Genomic DNA, 19,818 nt, shown 5'->3' on the forward strand with positions numbered 1-19,818 from the left:
GCTGCCGATGTCCCCAGCAGCACGTAACGTCTGCTTAACAGAGCCGGGGCACACTGTGTGAGAACCGACCGACGCCGTGAGAGGTGGACCGATGGACAAGCAGCAGGAGTTCGTGCTGCGCGCGCTGGAGGAGCGCGACGTACGCTTCGTGCGGCTCTGGTTCACCGACGTGCTCGGGTTCCTGAAGTCGGTGGCGGTGGCGCCGGCCGAGCTGGAGGGCGCGTTCGCCGAGGGAATCGGGTTCGACGGGTCCGCGATCGAGGGGTTCGCGCGGGTGACCGAGGCGGACATGCTGGCCAAGCCGGATCCGTCGACGTTCCAGATCCTGCCGTGGCGCGGCGAGACGATGGGCACCGCGCGGATGTTCTGCGACATCAACATGCCGGACGGGTCCGCGTCGTTCGCCGACCCACGGCACGTGCTCAAGCGGACGCTGTCCAAGGCGGCCGATCTGGGGTTCACCTTCTACACCCATCCCGAGATCGAGTTCTACCTGTTCAAGTCGCTCACCGGCGCGCCCGGGACGCATCCGGAGCCGGTCGACTCGTCCGGGTACTTCGACCACACCCCGCAGGGGATCGGGAACGACTTCCGCCGCGAGGCGATCACGATGCTGGAGTCGATGGGCATCTCGGTCGAGTTCAGCCACCACGAGGGCGGGCCGGGCCAGCAGGAGATCGACCTGCGGTATGCCGACGCGCTGTCGACCGCCGACAACATCATGACGTTCCGCGTCGTGGTGAAGGAGGTCGCGCTCACCCAGGGGATCTACGCCTCGTTCATGCCGAAGCCGCTGAGCGACCAGCCCGGGTCCGGGATGCACACCCACATGTCGCTGTTCGAGGGTGACCGGAACGCGTTCTTCGAGGGCGGCGCGCAGTACCAGCTGTCCAAGACCGGGCGCGCGTTCATCGCCGGGCTGCTGCACCACGCGGCCGAGATCACCGCGGTGACGAACCAGTGGGTGAACTCGTACAAGCGGCTTGCGGTCGGTGACGAGGCGCCGTCGTTCGTCTCCTGGGGGCACAACAACCGGTCCGCGCTGGTCCGGGTGCCGATGTACAAGCCGCACAAGGGGCAGTCCTCGCGGGTCGAGTTCCGGTCGCTGGACTCGGCGGCGAACCCGTACCTCGCGTTCGCGCTGATGCTGGCCGCTGGGCTGAAGGGCATCGAGGACGGGTACGAGCTGCCGCGCGAGGTCGAGGACGACATCTGGGCGCTCACGCCGCGTGAGCGCAAGGCGCTCGGCATCAAGCCGCTGCCGAGCAGCCTGGCGGAGGCGATCAGCGCGATGGAAGACAGCGAACTGGTCGCCGAAACCCTCGGCGAGCACGTCTTCGACTTCTTCCTCCGCAACAAGCGCGCCGAATGGCTCGACTACCGCCGTCAGGTAACCCCCTTCGAACTCAACAAGCTCCTACCTGTCCTCTAGAACCACGGATCTTCGCCAGCGTGCTGCCTCGCGGGTGCACAGCCACTCGGCGGGCTGGTGAATCCGGCTAGCAGGCCATCCGCTGGCGGGTTTCTTGATGAGTGGCGCACTGCAACGCGCTATCGGGAAAACAAGCCGCCAGCCGATCACGGGCGGGCCCCTGGCGGCTGGTACGCATGCGGTTGGCCGGCGGGTGGACGTGGTGGGGTAGTGCGGTTGAGTGGCGATTTGCCGCGTGGTGGCGGTAAATAGTTTCCTGAGTGGTCACCTAGTAGTCGCCGGGGTCGCGTGGGATCGGGTCTCATGCGGCGACTGCTGGTGGGTATCGGACTGCTCGTCCTGTTGTTCCTCACGGGAGCCTCGGCGGCCTCGGCTCATGTGATCGCTTCGACCGGGTACTCGACCGTGCACCAGGACGGCAGCCGGGTCACGTATCTGCTGAGCCTCGAGTACGACGTACTCGGGCGAGCTGTCGACCTCGGCGCACCGACCACGGACGACGGTCAGCGCGCGCAAGCCCTGGACACGGCCAAGGACCGCATCGCGGCGTACCTGCACGACCGGGTGGTCGTCGCCGTCGACGGTGCCGCGTGTGAGCAGTCGCTGGAGACGACATCGGTCGGCCAGCGCGCCACCAAGGCGTACGCCGACCTCGGGCTCGTGTTCGAGTGCCCCGGCTCTTCCGGCGCGTTCAGCCTGCAGTTCAGCGTCTTCGCCATGTCCGAGGCGGTCGCCGACGACCACACCAACCTGGTCGAGTACACCTTCGACAGCGGCGCCGGCCGGACCGTGTTCGACCGCTCCCACCACGACTTCACCGTCGGCGACAACACGCTGGCCACGTCGAGTCTGCAGTTCGGCAAGATGGGCGTCGAGCACATCCTGACCGGGCTCGACCACGTCCTGTTCGTCGTCGCCCTGATCCTCGGCGCCGTGAACCTGCGCAGTCTCGTCCAGGTGATCTCGATGTTCACCGTGGCGCACAGCGTCACGCTGATCTCCACCCTGCTCGGCGGCCTGTCCGTGCCGCCGGTCATCGTCGAGCCGCTGATCGCGCTCTCGATCGCGTTCGTCGCGGTCGAGAACCTGCTCGGCTCCACCCGCCACCGGCTCCCGGTGGTCTTCGGTTTCGGTCTTCTGCACGGGCTCGGTTTCGCCGGGTCGTTGCGGATCACCGATCAGGTCAGTCCGGAACTGCTCGTCTCGCTGCTGAGCTTCAACGTCGGCATCGAGGCGGGTCAGGCGTTGCTGCTGCTCGCCGTGTTCCCGCTGGTCCTGTTGATCCGCCGGACCCGGCTCTCGGTTCCGGTGGTCCGTTCGGCGACAGGGGTCGTCGCCGCCTTCGGCCTCTTCTGGTTCGTAGAAAGGTTCCTCATCGCTTGACGTCCTCCCCGCCCTGAACGACGAGGATTCCAGCCCATCTACGCGGAGGTAGTGAGTTGAGGTTCACGCTTCACCGACTCACCAACGGGTGTGTCTCGGCGTGCACTGACCGCCCGTCCGGCGGCGATGTTGATGGCGGCGTTGATGTCAGCGTGGTCGCGGTGGCCGCAGGAGCGGCATCGGAACGCTTGACTCTCGCGATTCCGAGGCTCGCGGTGCCCGCAGCGCGAACAGGTCTGACTCGTGTAGGCAGGGCAGATTCGCTCGACGCGGCCCACAGCTTTGTGCTCGAGCCGCTGGACCAGCAGTCCCCAGCCGCTGCTGAGGATGCCGCTACTCAGCGCGGCCTTGGCGCGTCGTCGGTTCGGCAGGAACGTACCTGGCTTGACTCGGTTCGGTTTCGGTTTCGGGCGCCGCGTCATCTGCGTGATCTTGAGGTCCTCGACTCGGATCACGTCGAATCGACGCGCCAGATCAGTGGAGGTCTTCTCGATCCAGTCCTTACGGCGGTCCACAGCGCGGGCATGCACCTTTGCGATCATGGCCACCACCCGCTTCCTGCGGTTCGAGCCGCGCTGGGCTCTGCTGAGTCGCCGTTGAAGGTGGACCAGTCGCCGACGCTCGAACTCGGACATAGCTGGGCAATTGAGCAGCTCTCCGGTGGACAAGGCGGCAGACACGGCCACGCCACGATCAACTCCGACGACGTCACCGGTGCCTGGTGGCGGGATCGGATCAGGTACGGCGGCGAATCCGATATGCCACCGTCCGGCCCGATCGCGGGTTATGCGATACGACTTCGCCCGCGGTACTGCGCGGCTTGCCCGAAACCGCACCCAGCCGACCTTAGGCACCAGGGCCCGTCCCCACTTCCGGTTCACGCGCTCGACTCGGCCGGCCTGCGCACCGACGATACGAAATCCTTCGTGTTCTCCGGCCTTCCGCCACCTCGGGCGGCCGTGGCTGCCGGCGAAGAAGTTCTGGCGTGCTTGGTCGAAGTCCCGCAGCGCTTGCTGCTGGACGGTCTGCGACCCATCACGCAACCAGCCGAACGCGGCCCGCGCCTCGGTCAACTGCCGAGCTTGCTCGACGAACCCTGGGCTGGAGCCCTTGTCAGACGTCCACATCGACCACTGCTCCAAGGCGAGGTTCCACACGTACCGCGCATGGCCACACTGTGCGAGCAGCCCAGCTGCCTGCACTGGGGTGGGGACCAAGCGAAAGCGGGACATGCCTCGTATCCAATCAGCCACCGCCGACAGTTCGGCGACCACTGTGAAAGGAGGAGTCGCGGTTCAATCCTGTCCGATGAGACAGCGACTGCCCGCGACGTATCGCATGATCCGCCTGACCCGCTCGTCTCGCGATCACAGACCAACAACGAAGTGGCACAAACTCCTGTACGGCGTCACCGCAGGGCTGGCCGTGATGGTGATCGGTGTACCGCTGACCGGGATCGTCGCCGACGCAGTCGACGGTCCCAGCGCCACCATCACCGGCACGGTCTTCGAGGACCGTGACGCCGACAACCGGATCGACGCGGGTGAGGCCGGCATCGCCGGCGTCAGCGTGTCGGACGGTCAGCAGAGCGTCGTGACCGATGCCCAGGGTCACTACACGTTCACGACCGACGTCGAGCGCCGTGACGTCGACCTGGTCTTCGTCACCCAGCCGGCCGGGTACTCGGTCGGCACCGACGACAACATGACCCCGAAGTTCTTCCGCAGCCTCGGCCAGCTGGCCGACGGCGCCGGTCAGGAGGTCAACTTCGGCCTCCGCAAGGACCAGGCCTCCGCGGCCGGCGGGTTCACCTTCGCCAACGTGGCCGACCCGCACGTCAACGCGCAGCTGCCCGAGCAGATCACCGAGATCAACTCCACGCAACAGAAGCTCGCGTTCATCCAGGTCAGCGGCGACCTGACCAACAGCGCCACCGACTCCGAGTTCGAGTTCTACAAGAAGAGCACGGCGAACTCGAAGGTCCCGGTGTGGCCGGCGGTCGGCAACCACGAGTACGCCGCGGGAGCGACGTACGCGGCCCGGATCAACAACTACCGCAAGCACGTCGGTCCGGAGTGGTACTCGTTCGACTACAGCGACCGGCACTTCCTGGTCCTGGAGAACAACGGGGCCGCGCCGTTCGCCGAGCAGCTCGAGTGGGTCAAGGCCGACCTCGCCCGGAACATGAAGGAGGGCAAGCATCTGGTCGTGCTCACCCACCAGCCGATGAACGTGCCGTTCGGTTCGCCGTCGGTGTACGACGAGTACGGCAAGGTGCTGGAGCAGTACGGCGCCGAGCTGATCCTGGTCGGCCACGAGCACTCCAACGACGTGGAGCCGAAGAGCGACTTCGCCGGCACCGCGAAGCACATCCAGACGGTGTCCAGCTCGTACACGATCGACAACTCGCCGCGCGGGTTCCGGTTCGTGCACATGGACAACAAGGCCTTCGACAACCCGTTCCGGATCTACGGCGCGGAGAAGGACCTCACGATCGTGTCGCCGGCGCCCGGTACCGCGGTCCCACTGAACGGGTTCCCCGGGATCCAGGTCAATGCCTACGACACCACCGACCAGCCGGTCCGGGTCCGCTTCAAGCTGGACAAGGGCTCGTGGCGGCCGCTCAGCTCGACCGGTGAGTTCACCTGGTACTCCGCCCTCCCGAACGGCATCAACGCCGGCAAGCACCAGCTCACTGTGGAAGCAGCCGACAAGACCGGGGCGACGTGGACCCGGACCTCGGACTTCACCTTCACGAACGAGAAGGCGATCAAGCCGGTCGCCGGAGCCAACTGGTCGCAGCACCACGGTGACGCCTCGCACAACGGGGTCGCCACCGACGCGATCGCTGCCGGTCAGCGGCTGGCCTGGTCCTACCGGACCAAGGGCACCTTCCTGACCGGTTCGCCCGCGATCGTCGACGGCGTCGTGTACGCCGGGACGCGGGACGAGAACGGCGACGGCAATGCCGCGGTCCACGCGGTTTCGCTTGCCACCGGCAAGAAGCTGTGGAGCTACACCGTGCCGTCCTCGGTGCACGGCAGCGTCGCCGTCTCCGACGGCCTCGTCTATGTCCCGACCCTGCGCGGCACGCTGTTCGCGCTGGACGCCAGGACCGGCGCACTGAAGTGGAAGAACGACCCCGGGCCGGCGCCGGAAGGCAACAACCAGCGCACCTACGGGTACTACGGTGTGACGGTTGCCGACGGCAAGGTGTTGTTCCCGTACCAGACTCGCTTCGGCGAGGCGGCCACCGGCCTGCTCTTGGCCCTCGACGCCACGACGGGTCAGCGGGTCTGGGCCGCACCGATGAGCGGCGCCACGATGAGTGACGGCACGCCGGCCGTGTCCGACGGACGGGTGTACGTCGGCAACGAGACCGCGGATCGCGTGATCGCGTACGACCTGAAGACCGGTGCGAAGCTATGGCAGGGCACGGAAAGCCTCGGCGGTTGGCAGGACGGCATCCCGTCCGCGGCCGACGGCAAGGTGTTCATTGGCTCGAACAACGGGATCGTGGCGCGCGACGGTGCGACCGGCGCGGTGCTGTGGAGCTACCGCAGTTCGCACCCGTCGCTGGTGAGCAGCGGCGCGACCCCGTCCGCGGCGGCGATCAAGGGCAACACGGTCTACATGTCCTTCCCGAGTGGTGCGATCACTGCTCTGAACGCGACCACGGGTGACGTGATCTGGGATCAGTTGCTGCCTGGATCGCAGTACCGGGGTGGCTCGTTCACCTCGCCGGCGCTGTCGGGGAACACGCTGTTCGTCGGCGCCAACAGTGGTGGGTTCTACGCGCTGGACGCGCGGACGGGCCAGCCGATGTGGTCGCAGGACATCGGCACCTGGGTGTCGGCAGGTCCGGCGGTCAGCGGCAACACCGTGGTCGCCGGCGCGTTCGACGGCAACCTGTACGCCTTCACCCCGGGTGGTACGACGGACGAGCCGTGGCCGGTCGTGTCCGGCAAGGTGACCAACAAGGTCACCGGCGGTCCTGCCGCGAACAGCACCGTGCTGGTCGTCCAGGACGGTACGGCAGTCGGCCGGACCACGACCGATGCTGAGGGCAACTACCAGGTCGGGCTCTCGCAGGGTGCCGGCACGTACACCATCCAGGTCGCGCAGCTGGGCTTCGCGACCGCGGCCAAGGAGGTCGAGGCCGGCGACAGCGGCACCTATCAGGCAAATCTGGAGGTGTCGCCGGTCAACGTCGACGCGAGTATCGGCAAGCGGCTCCCGAGCGGTCTGGTCGAGGGTGGCGTCGGTGACATCGTGATCGAGAACAAGCACCTGGCGATGGCGATCGCGAAGGTGTTCCAGGACTCGCAGATGAGCCCGTCCACCCCGGGCAAGGTCGTCGACATGGCGATCACCGGCCAGCCGGACCAGCTGGACTGGATCAACCTGCCGTACGTCAGCACCACCGAACCCACCGGTGGCAGCGCGTGGCAGCAGTTGCAGGTGCGGTCGACCGACGTACGCATCGTCGAGAACACCGGCGAGAAGGCGGTCGTCCAGGCCACCGGGACCTCCTCGGAGAACCCGAACCTGAAGGTGGTCACGACGTACACCGCGACGGCCGACGAGCAGTTCGTCACTGCCGCGACGACCTTCACCAACGCGACGGGTGCGCCGCTGACGGTGTGGGCCGGTGACGCCCTCGACCACGACGGCGCGGGATCGCGCTCCGCGGTGTCGGGCAGCGCGCCGGTCACCAGTGGTGGACCGTTCGCGCAGACGCCGGACGCGAAGCGCTGGATCGGGCAGTCCGGGACCGGCCCTGACAACCAGACCTACGGACTGGTGTACGGCGCGGACAGCGGGGCCTTCACCGGGTACTCGCAGGCGATCTGGACGATGAGCAAGTTCAAGCTCGACCTGCCGGCCGGGGGATCGCACACGATCACCCGGCGGGTGGTGGCGGTATCGAACGAGGGTGCGACGGACAAGTTCGCCGTACTGAACCAGTTCGCGTTCTGATCAACCGATCAGGACGTCGATGATCCGCACGGGCTGCTGGGGCGAGGCCGCGATCCGGTCCAGCACCGGCAGCCCGTCGGTCACGGCGCCGATGACGGTGGAGTACTTCGGCAGGCCGTCGGTGCCGTGGACGAAGAAGAACCGGCGGTAACACTGGGTATGCGGATTGCGACAGAGTGTATTCAGAGCTCGGCGGCGTGGAGCGGTGCCTGATCGGAGGCGTGCTCCGAGGTGGTCGTCCAGCGGGCCGCGGCGGTGGAGTGCCGGTACGGCGGATCGGTCGGGGAGGCCGGCGCGGTCATGGTGAGGTCCGGGAGCGGTGCAGGCTCGGTGGACGAGATCACCTGGGTGCCGTCCGGTGCGAGTACATGGACCTCTTCCACCGTGAGTAGACCGACCGGGCGGATCCCTTCGGTGATCACCACGATGCATCCCGGGATCACCTGCTGGGCGCGGTTGCCCTTGGACGGGACGAGGATCCCCTCCGCCGGCGTCCGCCAGGCGCCCGGTGCGAACCGCCGGAGTGCGATCCCCGCCTGCCCGTCCTCCGCGCTGCGCGGCGGCAGGTACGCGGTGGCTGTGTAGTCGTAGTCGTAGTCCGGCTCGGGCGGCCCGGACACCCGCCCACCCTGCTGAGGCGTCAACCAGACCACAGTGCCCCGCACGGCGAGCGACCCCGTCATCATGACCATGAACAGCCATCATGCCGACTACAGCCCGAATCCGCTACACGACACCGTGTATCCACTGCAACACACTTGGTATCCATCCGAGGTGCCCAGTTCGCCCTCCCAGGGGCACGGGTAGCCTGCTGGGGTGGCTGAGGCTCGGAGGGGTTCCTGGGAAGGCCGGCTGGTTCGGCTGGGCTTCGGGGATCCGCAGCGGGCCGGGGTGATGCTGGAGCAACTGGACGCGTTGGCCTCGCACAGCCCGCTCGCCACCACGCAATTGATCAACACGCTGTCGGAGTCGGCGGATCCGGACCTCGCACTGCAGGGACTCTGCGGGATCGCGGAGGCGCTGCATCGGTACGGGTACGACGTCGCCGCGTTCGCACGCACGCTGGAGATGGACGACGACTTCCGCCGTCGGCTCGTCTTCGTGCTCGGCGCGAGTGAGGCCTTCGGGCGGCACCTCGAGGTGCACCCACGGCACTGGTACGACCTGGCCGACCCCGCGCTGGCCGCCGTACGCCCGACACCTGACGACGTCCGCGCCCGACTCGCCACGGCCGTCGACGCACCCAACCCGGTCGACGCGCTGCGGATCGAGTACCGCCGCCTCCTGCTCCGCCTCGCCGCACGCGACCTCGCCGAAGGCCTGCTGGTCGACGAGGTCGCCGCCGTGCTGGCCGACCTCGCCGGGGGAGCCCTGGAGACCGCGCTCCACATCGCCCGCAACGCGTACTTCGCCGCCCACCCCGGCGCCGCCGACTGCCGCCTCGCGATCATTGCCATGGGCAAGTGTGGTGGCCGCGAACTCAACTACGTCAGCGACGTCGACGTCCTGTTCGTCGCCGAACCGCACGACGGAGACCCCGAGGTCCCGGCCCTCAAGACCGCGACCCACCTGGCCGCCGCCGCGATGCGAATCTGCTCGGAGCACACCGGCGAGGGCACCCTCTGGCCGGTCGACGCCGCCCTCCGCCCCGAAGGCAAGTCCGGCCCGCTGGTCCGGACCCTCGACAGCCACCTCGCGTACTACCAACGCTGGGCGAAGACCTGGGAGTTCCAGGCCCTGCTCAAGGCGCGCCCGGTCGCCGGCGACGCCAAGCTCGGCGAGCAGTACGCCGAGAAGACCGCCGAGCTGGTCTGGTCCGCGGCCGACCGTGAAGGCTTCGTCGACGACGTCCAGGCCATGCGCCGGCGCGTCATCGACCACATCCCGGCGGCCGACGTCGACCGCCAACTGAAGCTCGGTCCCGGCGGTCTGCGCGACGTCGAGTTCGCCGTACAGCTCCTGCAACTCGTGCACGGCCGCAGCGACGAAGCGGTCCGCAGCGGCACGACGCTGGTCGCGCTCGAGTCGTTGACTGCCAACGGGTACGTCGGTCGCACCGACGGCGCCGTGCTCGCGGACGCCTACCGCTTCCTCCGCTCGATGGAGCACCGCATCCAGCTGTACCGATTGCGCCGTACCCACCAGGTCCCCGACGACGAGGCCGACCTCCGCCGCCTCGGCCGTTCGCTCGGCTTCACCAAGAACCCGGTGACCGACCTGACCGCGGCGTGGAAGAAGCACGCGCTCGAGGTCCGGCGGCTGCACGAGAAGCTGTTCTACCGCCCGCTGCTCGCGGCCGTCGCCCGCATCCCCGGCGGCGAGGTCCGCCTGACCCCGGAGGCCGCCAAGCAACGCCTGACCGCCCTCGGGTACGCCGATCCCGCTTCGGCGCTGCGGCACATCGAGGCGCTGTCCGAGGGAGTGTCGCGGCGTTCGTCGATCCAGAAGGCGCTGCTGCCGGCCATGCTCGGCTGGTTCGCGGAATCGCCCGACCCGGACGCCGGCTTGCTCGCGTTCCGGACGATCTCGGACCACCTCGGGTCGACCCCGTGGTACCTGCGTCAGCTCCGCGACGAGGGAGCCTCGGCCGAGCGCCTTGCGCACCTGCTGGCCAGCGGCCGGTACGCCGTGGACCTGCTGCAGCGTGCTCCGGAGGCGACCGCCATGCTCGCCGACGAGCGCGAACTGGTCCCGCGCTCTCAAGAGGCACTGCTGGTCGAGATGTCCGCAGCTGCCGGCCGCCAGGAGCAACCCGAGGCGGCGGTGGCCGCGATTCGTGCGGTCCGGCGCCGCGAGCTCTTCCGGACCGCCGCGGCCGACCTGTCCGGTCTGCTCGAGGTCGAGGCTGTCGGGGAAGGCCTGACCGCGATCTCGGTGGGCACACTGACCGCTGCGCTCGAGGTGGCCAAGCGCGCGGTGGCAAAGGGCGAACCTGAGCCGACGCGGATGTCGATCGTGGCGATGGGTCGCTTCGGGGGCCATGAGCTCGGGTACGGCAGCGACGCCGACGTCATGTTCGTCCACGATCCGCTACCGGGTGCGGACGAGCGGGCGGCGACCGACTTCGCGACCCAGGCCGCGACCGAGCTGCGCCGGCTGCTCGCCCTGCCGGGCGCGGATCCCGCCGTCGCGATCGACGCCGACCTGCGTCCCGAGGGCCGCCAAGGGCCGTTGGTCCGGACACTGGCGTCGTACGCCTCGTACTACGCGCGCTGGTCGGCGGTGTGGGAGGCGCAGGCGCTGCTGCGAGCCGACCCGTTGTGCGGTGATCCCGAGCTGTGCGCGTCGTTCCGCGAGCTGATCGACCCACTGCGCTACCCGGCCGACGGGGTCAGCGAACGCGACGTGATGGAGATCCGCCGGATCAAGGCTCGCGTGGACGCGGAACGCCTTCCGCGTGGTGCCGACCCGAGCACACACACCAAGCTCGGCCGCGGCGGCCTGGCCGACATCGAGTGGACTGTGCAGCTGCTGCAGCTTCGCGAGGCGCATCGCCTGCCTGAGCTTCGTACGACGCGCACCCTCGGCGCACTGCGCGTCGCGGTGGACGCAGGCCTGGTGGAAGCGGCCGAGGCGGCCACCCTGCGCGACGCGTGGGAGCTGGCGACCCGGATCCGGAACGCGATCATGCTGGTCCGCGGCCGGCCTGGCGATTCCTTGCCCCGCGATCCCCGTGACCTCTCCTCGGTCGCCCAGATCTGCGGCTACCCGCCCGGCGAGTCCAGCCGCTTCTCCGACGACTACCTCCGCATCACCCGCCGCGCCCACAACACCGTCGCGCGCCTGTTCTGGGACGACTGAGCAGCAGGCAGTCCTGCCCGCCCTGGATCACTCGTCGTTGACAGGCAACCTTTTAGTTGCCTATTGTCGAGGGGTGGAGCTGGTGTTCAAGGCGTTGGCGGACGAGGGACGCCGCCGGTTGCTGGACGCGTTGCGGGAGCGGAACGGGCAGACTCTGCTGGAGCTGTGCGAGCTGCTGCCAGAGCTGACCCGGCAGGGCGTGACCAAGCATCTGCGCCTGCTCGAGGACGCGAACCTGGTCGTCACCGTCAAGCGCGGCCGGCACAAGTTCCACTACCTCAATCCGGTACCGATCAACGAGATCGCCGAACGATGGCTGAGCAACTACGAGCGCGACAAACTGCGCGCCCTCAGCGCATTGAAAGCGGCGCTCGAGGAGGACAGATGAGCAAGCCCGCGATGATTCACGTCACCTACATCGAGACGACCCCGGAGAAGCTGTGGGAGGCGCTCACTTCGGGAGCGTTCACCCAGCTGTACTGGTTCGGCCGGCGGATCGAGTCGGACTGGACCGTCGGCTCGCCGGTGCGGTTCTACGACAGTGCCGACGACAGCCTGACCGATTCCGGCGAGGTGCTGGTGTACGACGAGCCGAAGACGCTCGCCTACACCTTCAAGAACGAGTTCCTGGAGTCCCGGCGCGACGAGGTGCCGGGCCGCGTGACGTTCACGATCGAGCCGGCCGGGTCGACTGTGGTCAAGCTGCAGGTCGTGCACGACGAGATCGCCGCCGAGACGGTCGAGGGCTGGCGCACCGGATGGGCCCCGATCCTGGCCAACCTCAAGACCTACCTGGAGACCTCCCGCACCCTCGCGATCGAGTTCTGAGGCGGGTTTCCTAGACTCGGCGTGGTGGAAAGGACGGATCAGGTCAGACAGGCGGGCGTGTTCAGCCACGTCCGGCGCACTGTCCGGATGACAGTCGGGCAGAAGCGGGTCTGGGAGACGCGCTGGTCCGGGCTGGGCCGGAAGCTGGAGGAGCTGCCGCCGGGTGATGTCGATCTCGACGAGTGGTTCGGCCGGGAGGCGCCGACCGTTCTCGAGATCGGATCCGGGATGGGCGACGCGACCGCCCAGCTCGCGGTCGCCGCGCCGGAGGTCAACCACCTGGCCGCGGAGGTGTACCCGCCCGGTCTCGGGCAGTTGATGCTGTGGGTGGAGAAGTACGACCTTGACAACGTCCGGCTGCTGGACGGCGACGCGCTCGACTTTCTCCGCGACCACGTGGCGCTGGGCGCCTTGTCCGGCGTACGGATCTACTTCCCGGACCCGTGGCCGAAGAAGCGGCACCACAAGCGCCGGCTGGTGACGCCGCCGTTCGTCGCGCTGGTGGCGTCCCGGCTGCAGCCCGGCGGAACGTTGCATCTGGCAACCGACTGGGCGGACTACGCGGACCGGATGCTCGAGGTGTGCGAGGCCGAGCCGCAGCTGCGTAACGCGTACGACGGCTGGGCCCCGCGCCCGGAGTGGCGTCCGGTCACCAAGTTCGAGTCCCGCGCCCAGGCCGAGGGCCGGGCGGTGCGCGATCTCCTCTACACGAAGGTCACGCCGACCGGCTTGTGAAGCTCCAGTGTCCGGCCGGCACCGTGTAGACGGTGTAGCCGTCCTGGTACGACGGTTCGCTCGCGAACTGACCCGGCACGACGGTGACCTCCGACGACGCCGCCGACGGTACGTGGACTTCGGCCGTCGTACCGACCGGCACCTGCACCTCGAGGGACAGCACCCGGCTGACCTGCCGCCACACCACGGAGACCCGCCCCCGGATCGTGTCGGTGTGGATGCCGGCCGAACTCGTCTCGTCGCGTGCGTCCGGCCGGACCACGATCCGCTCCCAGCCCGCGTCGACGTTGCGGAGTCCAGCGACGTTCTCGTAGATCCACTGCACGACGGTGCCCTGGAAGTAGTGGTTCCGCGACCGCGAGTCCTCCTCCCACTTCTCCCACATCGTGTCCGCGCCGAGGTCGAACCAGTACCCCCAGCTCGGATACGAGCGCTGCAACGCGACCTTCGTCGCGGCCTCGCCGTACCCGTGGGCGGTCAGCACCGGCAGCAGTTCGCCGACGCCGAGGCAGCCGGTGTTGAGATGGAAGCCACGCGCCTCCACGTCTGCCGCAAGGTTCGCGGCGACCCGGGGGACAAGCTCGTCCGGCACGATCCCGAAGGCCAGCGGCACCGCGTTCGACGTCTGCCGGTAGTCCGGGTCGTCGGCCGACCGGTAGTGCCCGGCCTCGCGATCAAGGAACGCCCGGTTCAGCCCGTCGGCCAGCTCGGCCGCCGCCTTCCGGTAGTCGTTCGGCTTGCCGATCAGATCACCGACCTCAGCGGCCGCGAGAACGGCGCGATAGAGGTACGCCGTACCCGTGAGCCGGCGGTCCTCGGGCGCCGGACCGCGGCCGTAGCCGGGTGGCAGCCAGTCACCGAGCACGCTGACGGACAGCCCGTCATCGACCCGGTCGAGCTCCCAAGCCAGGTAGCGAGTCAGCGAGTCCCAGTGCTCGCGGAGCAGCCGCTCGTCGCCGTACGAGCGGTGCATCTCGCGCAGCAGGAACGGGTAGACAGTCGGCCACTCGGTTGCGGGGGAGAGGTCGGTGAAGCCCCAGCCGCTGGACGGGACGATCACCGGCAGCTGCCCGGACTCGGCCTGGCTGTCGCGGATGTCGCCCAGCCACTTGGTGAAGAAGCGAGCCATGTCCAGCGTCGCCAGCATCGTCGGACCGCCGACCTGCGCGTCCCCGGTCCACCCGTTCTTCTCCATGAACGGCGTGTCGGTCGGGATGCCATGCAGGTTGTTCAGGATCGTCCGCCGCATCGCCTGGTCGAACTGCTCGTACGGCGCCTGTGCCGACGTGAACCTGGTCACCGTGCCGACGTCGGAGTGCGCGACGCGCATCAGTACGTCGGGACGCTCGGTCAGCCCGTCGATCTCGACGTAGCGGAAGCCCTTGTAGGAGAAGCGTGCTTCCCACTCCTCGACACCGTTGCCGGCGGTGATGTACTCGTCGCGCTGGATCCGGTCGCCCTCGACGTGCCGGTTCACCGCGACCACGTTGCCGTCAGCAAGCGTCTCACCGTGCGTCAGGCCAACGACTGTCCCGGCCGGCGCGGTGACGGTGAGCTTGGTCCAGCCGGCTGTGGTCTGGCCGAAGTCCGCGATCCAGACCCCGGGCCGAACCTCGGTGAGCTCGACGGGCGCGACGGTCTCGACCACCCGGATCGGCTCGTGCGCCTGTCCCTGCAGCTGTCCCTTCGGCGCGTCGACCACCGAGGCTGCGGACCAGGCGGAGTCGTCGAAGCCGGTCGCGTCCCAGCCGGGGAGCGCGCGGCGGGCGTCGTACGTCTCGCCGGTGTAGAGGGAGTCCGAGAGGGTCGGGCCGCCGGTGATGCGCCAGGACTCGTCCGAGACCACCTCGGTCGTGTGGCCGTCGTCGTACTCGACGACGAGGCGCGCGATCAGCCTCGGCTCGGCGGTCCATGGGGCCTCGTGCCAGCGCCAGGCGTTCGGTGACGTGAGTCCGAAGAAGCCACGGCCGAGCTCGGCACCGACCACGTTGTCGCCGGCGCGGAGGAGTTCGGTGACGTCGTGGGTCACGTAGAGCACGGTGTGGTCGTAGTCGGTGAAGCCGGGGTCGAGGACCGCGTCGCTCACCGCCTGCCCGTTGAGTCGCAGGTCGGCGTACCCGAGACCGCTCGCGTACAGGCGCGCGCGTCGCACGGTGCCGTCGACGGCGAAGGCCTTGCGCAGGAGTGGAGCGCTCTCCACCTGGCCGCCGATCCACCGGGCGGGTCCGAAGCCCTCGTCCAGCAGCCCGGTCTCGAACCATTCCGGTGTAGCCCACTCGCCTTGGCGGTCCAGTCCGTCCCACAGCTGGACGGTCCAGTGGTAGCGCGTGCGTGCGGTCAGCGGCGGGCCGTCGTACTCGATGCCGAAGGTCCGCGCCGAGCTCACCGTGCCGGAGTCCCAGACATCCGCACTTTCCGGCGTCAGCAGCTCCGGCGTGCTCGCGACCAGGATCCGGTACGCCGTCTGGGTCGCGCCGTACCCGGGGGCGGTGGCGATCCAGCTCAACCGAGGCCGCGACACGTCGGTGCCCAGTGGGCGGACGGCGTACTCGGTCTTCAGCGTTCCGGCGTTCAGTGGACCCCCAGGCGTCCAACCGTCCGGCAGATCAGGCATCAGGCGGCTCCTCAGGCTCATCGGCACCCCGAGGACCGTAGGCAGCCCGCCGCCAGGCTTTCAACATTCTGACCACAACCGGCCGATGAGTCCGTCCGCTCAGCGATTTGTCGTCTCACATCCCGAAACCTGAGCATGTCACTCGACTTTGTCCGCTTTCATGGACTCATGCAGGTCACTCGAAACGCTCCCGGCGACGCGCTCACGCGGCGCCGGCACGTCGACCTGCTGCGCGTGAACTCTTCGGGTTGTCGACCTTCGGCGTAGGACTCCGCCCTCCGTCACCGTCTCCTCCCGACCCGTAGGAGCAGTTCCGTGCGTCGTCTCATCCTGATCGCGTTGCTGGGCTCCGTCGCCCAACTCGTCGACGGCACCCTCGGCATGGCCTACGGCGTCACCGCCAGCACAGCCCTGCTGATCACCGGGATCACCCCGGCCGTCGCGTCCGCTTCAGTCCATCTCGCCGAGGTGGGCACCACACTCGCCTCCGGTATCTCGCACTGGCGCTTCGGCAACGTCGACTGGCGCGTGGTCGCGCTGATCGGTGTGCCGGGAGCCGTCGGCGCGTTCGCCGGTGCGACGTTCCTGTCCAGCTTGTCGACTGAGTCGGCATCGGTGTGGGTTGCGGCCCTGCTGCTTCTGCTCGGCGTCTACATCCTGGCCCGGTTCGGCACCGGCAAGGTGCGGGCCGTGATCGAGGGCAGGCCGGCGGGCCGGTTCCTCGGGCCGCTGGGTCTGGTCGCCGGCTTCATCGACGCCACCGGCGGTGGCGGTTGGGGCCCGGTGGCGAACTCGGCGCTGCTCAGCAGCGGCAAGCTCGCGCCGCGACGCTCGGTCGGCTCGGTGAACGCCGCGGAGTTCCTCGTCTCGGTCGCCGCCAGCATCGGATTCCTGTTCGGACTCGGCGGGAAGAACCTGCCGTACGGCATCGTCGCCGCGCTGCTCATCGGCGGCGTCCTCGCGGCACCGCTGGCCGCCTGGCTGGTGTCCCGACTGGCGACTCGCTGGCTCGGTGTCGGTGTCGGCCTGGTGCTGATCCTGACCAACGCCCGCACGCTGATGAATGGCCTCGACGTCGCCGCCGGCCCGCGCTATCTCGCGTACGGCGTCCTGGTCCTCGGCTGGGCCGCGGTCGTCGCGTACGGCGTGCTGTTCGCCGGCCGCCGCGCCGTGGCCGAGGCCGAACGTGTCCTGGACGACGAGCGCGAGCTCGTCGAGACCGCCTCCTGACCTGCTCTTTCCTTCCGCCCGCGGCCGTCCGGCCGCCTGCACCACCGAAGGTCCGCTTGTGAGTATCCACCGCATCCGTCCTGTCCGCCTGCTTGCCGCCGTCCTGGCTCTGTCGGCCGCCGTCACTGGCTGCTCGCGAGCCGACCGCGACGAGGCTCCGGTCGCGTCGACCGACAAGGGCCCAGCCACCGAGCTGCGGCTCGGCTACTTCCCGAACGTCACCCATGCCGCCGCCCTGGTTGGTCTCGACCAAGGCCTGTTCACCAAGGAACTCGGCAGCACGAAGCTGGTGCCGACCAAGTTCAACGCCGGCCCGGAGGCCGTCGGCGCGCTGCTCGGCGGCTCGCTGGACGCGTCGTTCATCGGCTCCGGTCCCGCGATCAACGCCTACGCGAAGTCCAACGGCGAGGCCGTCCGGCTGATCGCCGGTACTACGTCCGGCGGTGCGCAGCTCGTGGTGAAGCCGACGATCACCAAGCCGGCCGACCTGGTCGGCAAGACCGTCGTCACCCCACAGCTCGGCAACACCCAGGACGTGTCGCTGAAGAAGTGGCTCGCCGAGAACAAGCTCACCGGGAAGGTCAAGGTCACCAACCTGGAGAACGCGCAGACGCTGGACGCGTTCAAGCAGGGCGAGGTGGACGCGGCCTGGCTGCCCGAGCCCTGGTCGTCGCGGCTGGTGCTGGACGCCGGCGCGAAGGTGCTGCTTGACGAGGCGTCGCTGTGGCCGGACGGGAAGTTCCCGACCACTGTGCTGATCGTGCGGACCAAGTTCCTGCAGGAGCACCCCGAGACCGTGAAGGCGCTGCTGACCGGCCTGGTCTCGGCGATCGACTTCGCGGACAAGGACAAGGCGGCCGCGGAGACCGCGGTGAACAAGCAGCTCAAGGAAGCCACCGGCAAGGCGTTGAAGCCGGCCGTCATCGACCGCGCGTTCCAGAACATCCAGATCACCGCGGACCCGATCGCGTCGACGTTCCCGCAACTGGCCAAGGACCAGGTCACCGCGGGCATCGCGAAACAAGCACCGGCGGTGGCCGGATTCGCGGACCTCGGTCCGTTGAACGATGTACTGAGCAAGGCAGGCAAGCCGGCTGTCGACGCCGCCGGTCTGGACACGAAGTAGTCACCAGGGAGGCAGCCATGACCGCGATCGTCGAGGCCGATCGAGCCGTAGTGGACAGCGTGAGTCCGGTGCGGTTTCACCAAGTGGGCAAGGCGTTCGGGAGCGGCCGGTCGGCGGTCGTGGCGCTCGAGGGTGTCGATCTGGAGATGGCCGCGGGTGAGTTCGTCTGCCTGCTCGGCGCGTCCGGCTGCGGCAAGACCACACTGCTCAACCTGGTCGCCGGTCTGGATCAGCCGACGAGTGGACGGATCGAGCTGAGCTCGTCGCGGCCCGCGGTGGTGTTCCAGGAGGCTGCGCTGATGCCGTGGCTGACGGCTGCCGGGAATGTCGAGCTGCCGTTGCGGATGGCCGGCGTACCGAAGGCACGGCGGCGTGCGAAGGCTGCTGAGCTGCTGGAGCTCGTCCGGCTGGCCGGGCTCGGTGACAAGCGTCCGCACGAACTGTCGGGCGGGATGCGGCAGCGGGTCGCACTGGCCCGTGCGTTGGCATCGACGACGGACAACACCGGCTCCGGTGCCGGCAAGCCGTCGCTGCTGCTGATGGACGAGCCCTTCTCTGCCTTGGACGCGATCACGCGGGACGTGCTGCAGGGAGAGCTGCTGCGGATCTGGCGTGCGACCGGTACGGCGATCCTGTTCGTCACGCACGACGTCCGCGAGGCCGTGCGGCTGGGGCAACGCGTCGTACTGCTGTCGTCGCGGCCTGGTCGGGTCGTGCGGCAGTGGGACGTCGACCAGTTGCCCGAGGCTGAGGCAGTTGACGAGATCAACACCGAGCTTCGCAGGGTGATCAGTAGCCATGCCGCAGCTTGATCTTCAGCAAGAAGGCTCGGTCGAGGCCGGCCTGGATGCGCTGGACACGCCGGTCGAGCGGTCGGAAGGCTCACGGGCCCGGCGGATTGCGGCGGGGGTGCTCCCACCCATCGGTGCTGTCGCCTTGCTGGTGGCTGTGTGGCAGGCGTTGTGGGCGGCGGCGTTGTGGCCCGAGTTCAAGTTGCCGGCTCCGATCGATGTGTGGGATCAGATCTGGCAGTTGGTGACGTCGGGGGAGATCCTCGAACTGTTCTGGGTGTCGGTGCATCGCGCGGTGATCGGCTTCGCGCTGTCGCTGCTGATCGCCGTACCGCTCGGCCTGGCGATCGCCAACATCAGGGTCGTACGGCGAGGGATCGGGCCGTTGGTGTCGGGATTGCAGAGCCTGCCGTCGGTGGCGTGGGTGCCGGCCGCGATCTTGTGGTTCGGGCTGAACGACCGCGCGATCTACTGGGTCGTGCTGCTGGGCGCCGTGCCCTCGATCGCGAACGGGTTGGTGTCCGGTCTGGATCAGGTGCCGCCGATCCTGCCGCGGGTCGGGAAGGCGCTCGGAGCGGGACGACTGAGTGGGATCCGCTACATCCTGCTGCCGGCCGCACTGCCCGGATTCCTCGGCGGACTCAAGCAGGGCTGGGCGTTCTCCTGGCGGTCGCTGATGGCCGCCGAGTTGATCGCGACGTCGCCGGACCTCGGTCAGGGACTCGGCCAGTTCCTGCACAACGGGATGTCGCTGTCGGACATCTCGATGGTGTTCGCCGGCATCCTGCTGATCTTCGTCGTCGGCGTCGGAATCGAACTGCTGGTGTTCCGGCCGCTGGAGAACTCGGTACTGCGCGCGCGGGGTCTGACCGTCACAGCGCGCTGACGCCGTACTGTG

General features: G+C 68.6%; 15 protein-coding genes. 12 read left to right on the forward strand and 3 right to left on the reverse strand.

What is annotated here, in order from left to right; translation table 11 throughout:
• Positions 1-91 precede the first annotated feature (91 nt).
• Positions 92-1,432, forward strand: a complete 1,341-nt coding sequence (gene glnA, locus ACIBG5_RS00085) for a type I glutamate--ammonia ligase (protein ID WP_360447825.1) — start codon at positions 92-94, stop codon at positions 1,430-1,432.
• 303 nt (positions 1,433-1,735) lie between these two features.
• A complete protein-coding gene (locus tag ACIBG5_RS00090) occupies positions 1,736-2,815 on the forward strand; it encodes a HupE/UreJ family protein (RefSeq protein ID WP_396389215.1) in 1,080 nt (359 codons plus the stop codon).
• A gap of 38 nt (positions 2,816-2,853) precedes the next feature.
• Here ACIBG5_RS00090 and ACIBG5_RS00095 read toward each other — a convergent pair whose 3' ends face one another.
• Positions 2,854-4,047, reverse strand: coding sequence for an RNA-guided endonuclease InsQ/TnpB family protein (locus ACIBG5_RS00095; protein ID WP_396389216.1), 1,194 nt, complete (start codon positions 4,045-4,047; stop codon positions 2,854-2,856).
• Positions 4,048-4,123: 76 nt separating this feature from the next.
• Here ACIBG5_RS00095 and ACIBG5_RS00100 point away from each other — a divergent pair, with 76 nt between their 5' ends.
• A complete protein-coding gene (locus tag ACIBG5_RS00100) occupies positions 4,124-7,795 on the forward strand; it encodes a PQQ-binding-like beta-propeller repeat protein (RefSeq protein WP_396389217.1) in 3,672 nt (1,223 codons plus the stop codon).
• 19 nt (positions 7,796-7,814) lie between these two features.
• Positions 7,815-7,946 (forward strand): hypothetical protein, encoded by a 132-nt coding sequence (locus tag ACIBG5_RS00105; protein ID WP_396389218.1) that lies wholly within the window; start codon positions 7,815-7,817, stop codon positions 7,944-7,946.
• Positions 7,947-7,977: 31 nt separating this feature from the next.
• Here ACIBG5_RS00105 and ACIBG5_RS00110 read toward each other — a convergent pair whose 3' ends face one another.
• A complete protein-coding gene (locus tag ACIBG5_RS00110; RefSeq protein ID WP_396389219.1) occupies positions 7,978-8,487 on the reverse strand; it encodes a hypothetical protein in 510 nt (169 codons plus the stop codon).
• A gap of 202 nt (positions 8,488-8,689) precedes the next feature.
• Between ACIBG5_RS00110 and ACIBG5_RS00115 the strand changes: the two genes are divergently transcribed.
• From ACIBG5_RS00115 to trmB, 4 genes are all read left to right on the forward strand, one after another.
• Positions 8,690-11,596, forward strand: a complete 2,907-nt coding sequence (locus ACIBG5_RS00115; RefSeq protein WP_396390749.1) for a bifunctional [glutamine synthetase] adenylyltransferase/[glutamine synthetase]-adenylyl-L-tyrosine phosphorylase — start codon at positions 8,690-8,692, stop codon at positions 11,594-11,596.
• 73 nt (positions 11,597-11,669) lie between these two features.
• The gene (locus ACIBG5_RS00120) at positions 11,670-11,984 is read left to right on the forward strand and encodes an ArsR/SmtB family transcription factor (RefSeq protein WP_396389220.1); all 315 of its coding nucleotides are present in this window, start codon (positions 11,670-11,672) and stop codon (positions 11,982-11,984) included.
• Entirely contained in the window at positions 11,981-12,424 is a 444-nt protein-coding gene (locus tag ACIBG5_RS00125) for an SRPBCC family protein (RefSeq protein ID WP_396389221.1), read from the forward strand. The genes ACIBG5_RS00120 and ACIBG5_RS00125 overlap by 4 nt, the downstream gene beginning before the upstream one ends.
• Positions 12,425-12,448: 24 nt before the next feature.
• Positions 12,449-13,159, forward strand: a complete 711-nt coding sequence (gene trmB, locus ACIBG5_RS00130; RefSeq protein ID WP_396389222.1) for a tRNA (guanosine(46)-N7)-methyltransferase TrmB — start codon at positions 12,449-12,451, stop codon at positions 13,157-13,159.
• On the opposite strand, the gene ACIBG5_RS00135 is transcribed toward trmB, so the two are convergent.
• Positions 13,140-15,773 carry a family 78 glycoside hydrolase catalytic domain gene (locus ACIBG5_RS00135; protein ID WP_396389223.1) on the reverse strand — a complete coding sequence of 878 codons (2,634 nt, stop codon included), beginning with the start codon at positions 15,771-15,773 and terminating at the stop codon, positions 13,140-13,142. The genes trmB and ACIBG5_RS00135 overlap by 20 nt on opposite strands.
• A gap of 315 nt (positions 15,774-16,088) precedes the next feature.
• On the opposite strand from ACIBG5_RS00135, the gene ACIBG5_RS00140 reads away from it, so the two are divergent.
• Genes ACIBG5_RS00140 through ACIBG5_RS00155 form a run of 4 tightly spaced genes read left to right on the forward strand, consistent with a single transcriptional unit; the run spans position 16,089 to position 19,806 of the window.
• Positions 16,089-17,003, forward strand: a complete 915-nt coding sequence (locus ACIBG5_RS00140; protein WP_396389224.1) for a sulfite exporter TauE/SafE family protein — start codon at positions 16,089-16,091, stop codon at positions 17,001-17,003.
• A gap of 58 nt (positions 17,004-17,061) precedes the next feature.
• Positions 17,062-18,129, forward strand: a complete 1,068-nt coding sequence (locus tag ACIBG5_RS00145) for an ABC transporter substrate-binding protein (RefSeq protein ID WP_396389225.1) — start codon at positions 17,062-17,064, stop codon at positions 18,127-18,129.
• A 17-nt stretch (positions 18,130-18,146) separates the two neighbouring features.
• Entirely contained in the window at positions 18,147-18,941 is a 795-nt protein-coding gene (locus ACIBG5_RS00150) for an ABC transporter ATP-binding protein (protein ID WP_396389226.1), read from the forward strand.
• Positions 18,928-19,806, forward strand: a complete 879-nt coding sequence (locus ACIBG5_RS00155) for an ABC transporter permease (protein ID WP_396389227.1) — start codon at positions 18,928-18,930, stop codon at positions 19,804-19,806. The genes ACIBG5_RS00150 and ACIBG5_RS00155 overlap by 14 nt, the downstream gene beginning before the upstream one ends.
• Positions 19,807-19,818: the final 12 nt, after the last annotated feature.

The sequence above is a fragment of the Kribbella sp. NPDC050241 genome (assembly GCF_044459685.1).
GTDB lineage: Bacteria > Actinomycetota > Actinomycetes > Propionibacteriales > Kribbellaceae > Kribbella.

What these genes read in the sequence shown, in the direction of transcription:
- glnA (WP_360447825.1), top strand. Translation starts at nt 92, where the DNA reads ATGGACAAGCAGCAGGAGTTCGTGCTGCGCGCGCTGGAGGAGCGCGAC.
- ACIBG5_RS00090 (WP_396389215.1), top strand. Translation starts at nt 1,736, where the DNA reads ATGCGGCGACTGCTGGTGGGTATCGGACTGCTCGTCCTGTTGTTCCTC.
- ACIBG5_RS00095 (WP_396389216.1), bottom strand. Translation starts at nt 4,047, where the DNA reads ATGTCCCGCTTTCGCTTGGTCCCCACCCCAGTGCAGGCAGCTGGGCTG.
- ACIBG5_RS00100 (WP_396389217.1), top strand. Translation starts at nt 4,124, where the DNA reads ATGAGACAGCGACTGCCCGCGACGTATCGCATGATCCGCCTGACCCGC.
- ACIBG5_RS00105 (WP_396389218.1), top strand. Translation starts at nt 7,815, where the DNA reads ATGATCCGCACGGGCTGCTGGGGCGAGGCCGCGATCCGGTCCAGCACC.
- ACIBG5_RS00110 (WP_396389219.1), bottom strand. Translation starts at nt 8,487, where the DNA reads ATGGTCATGATGACGGGGTCGCTCGCCGTGCGGGGCACTGTGGTCTGG.
- ACIBG5_RS00115 (WP_396390749.1), top strand. Translation starts at nt 8,690, where the DNA reads ATGCTGGAGCAACTGGACGCGTTGGCCTCGCACAGCCCGCTCGCCACC.
- ACIBG5_RS00125 (WP_396389221.1), top strand. Translation starts at nt 11,981, where the DNA reads ATGAGCAAGCCCGCGATGATTCACGTCACCTACATCGAGACGACCCCG.
- ACIBG5_RS00135 (WP_396389223.1), bottom strand. Translation starts at nt 15,773, where the DNA reads ATGCCTGATCTGCCGGACGGTTGGACGCCTGGGGGTCCACTGAACGCC.
- ACIBG5_RS00150 (WP_396389226.1), top strand. Translation starts at nt 18,147, where the DNA reads ATGACCGCGATCGTCGAGGCCGATCGAGCCGTAGTGGACAGCGTGAGT.
- ACIBG5_RS00155 (WP_396389227.1), top strand. Translation starts at nt 18,928, where the DNA reads ATGCCGCAGCTTGATCTTCAGCAAGAAGGCTCGGTCGAGGCCGGCCTG.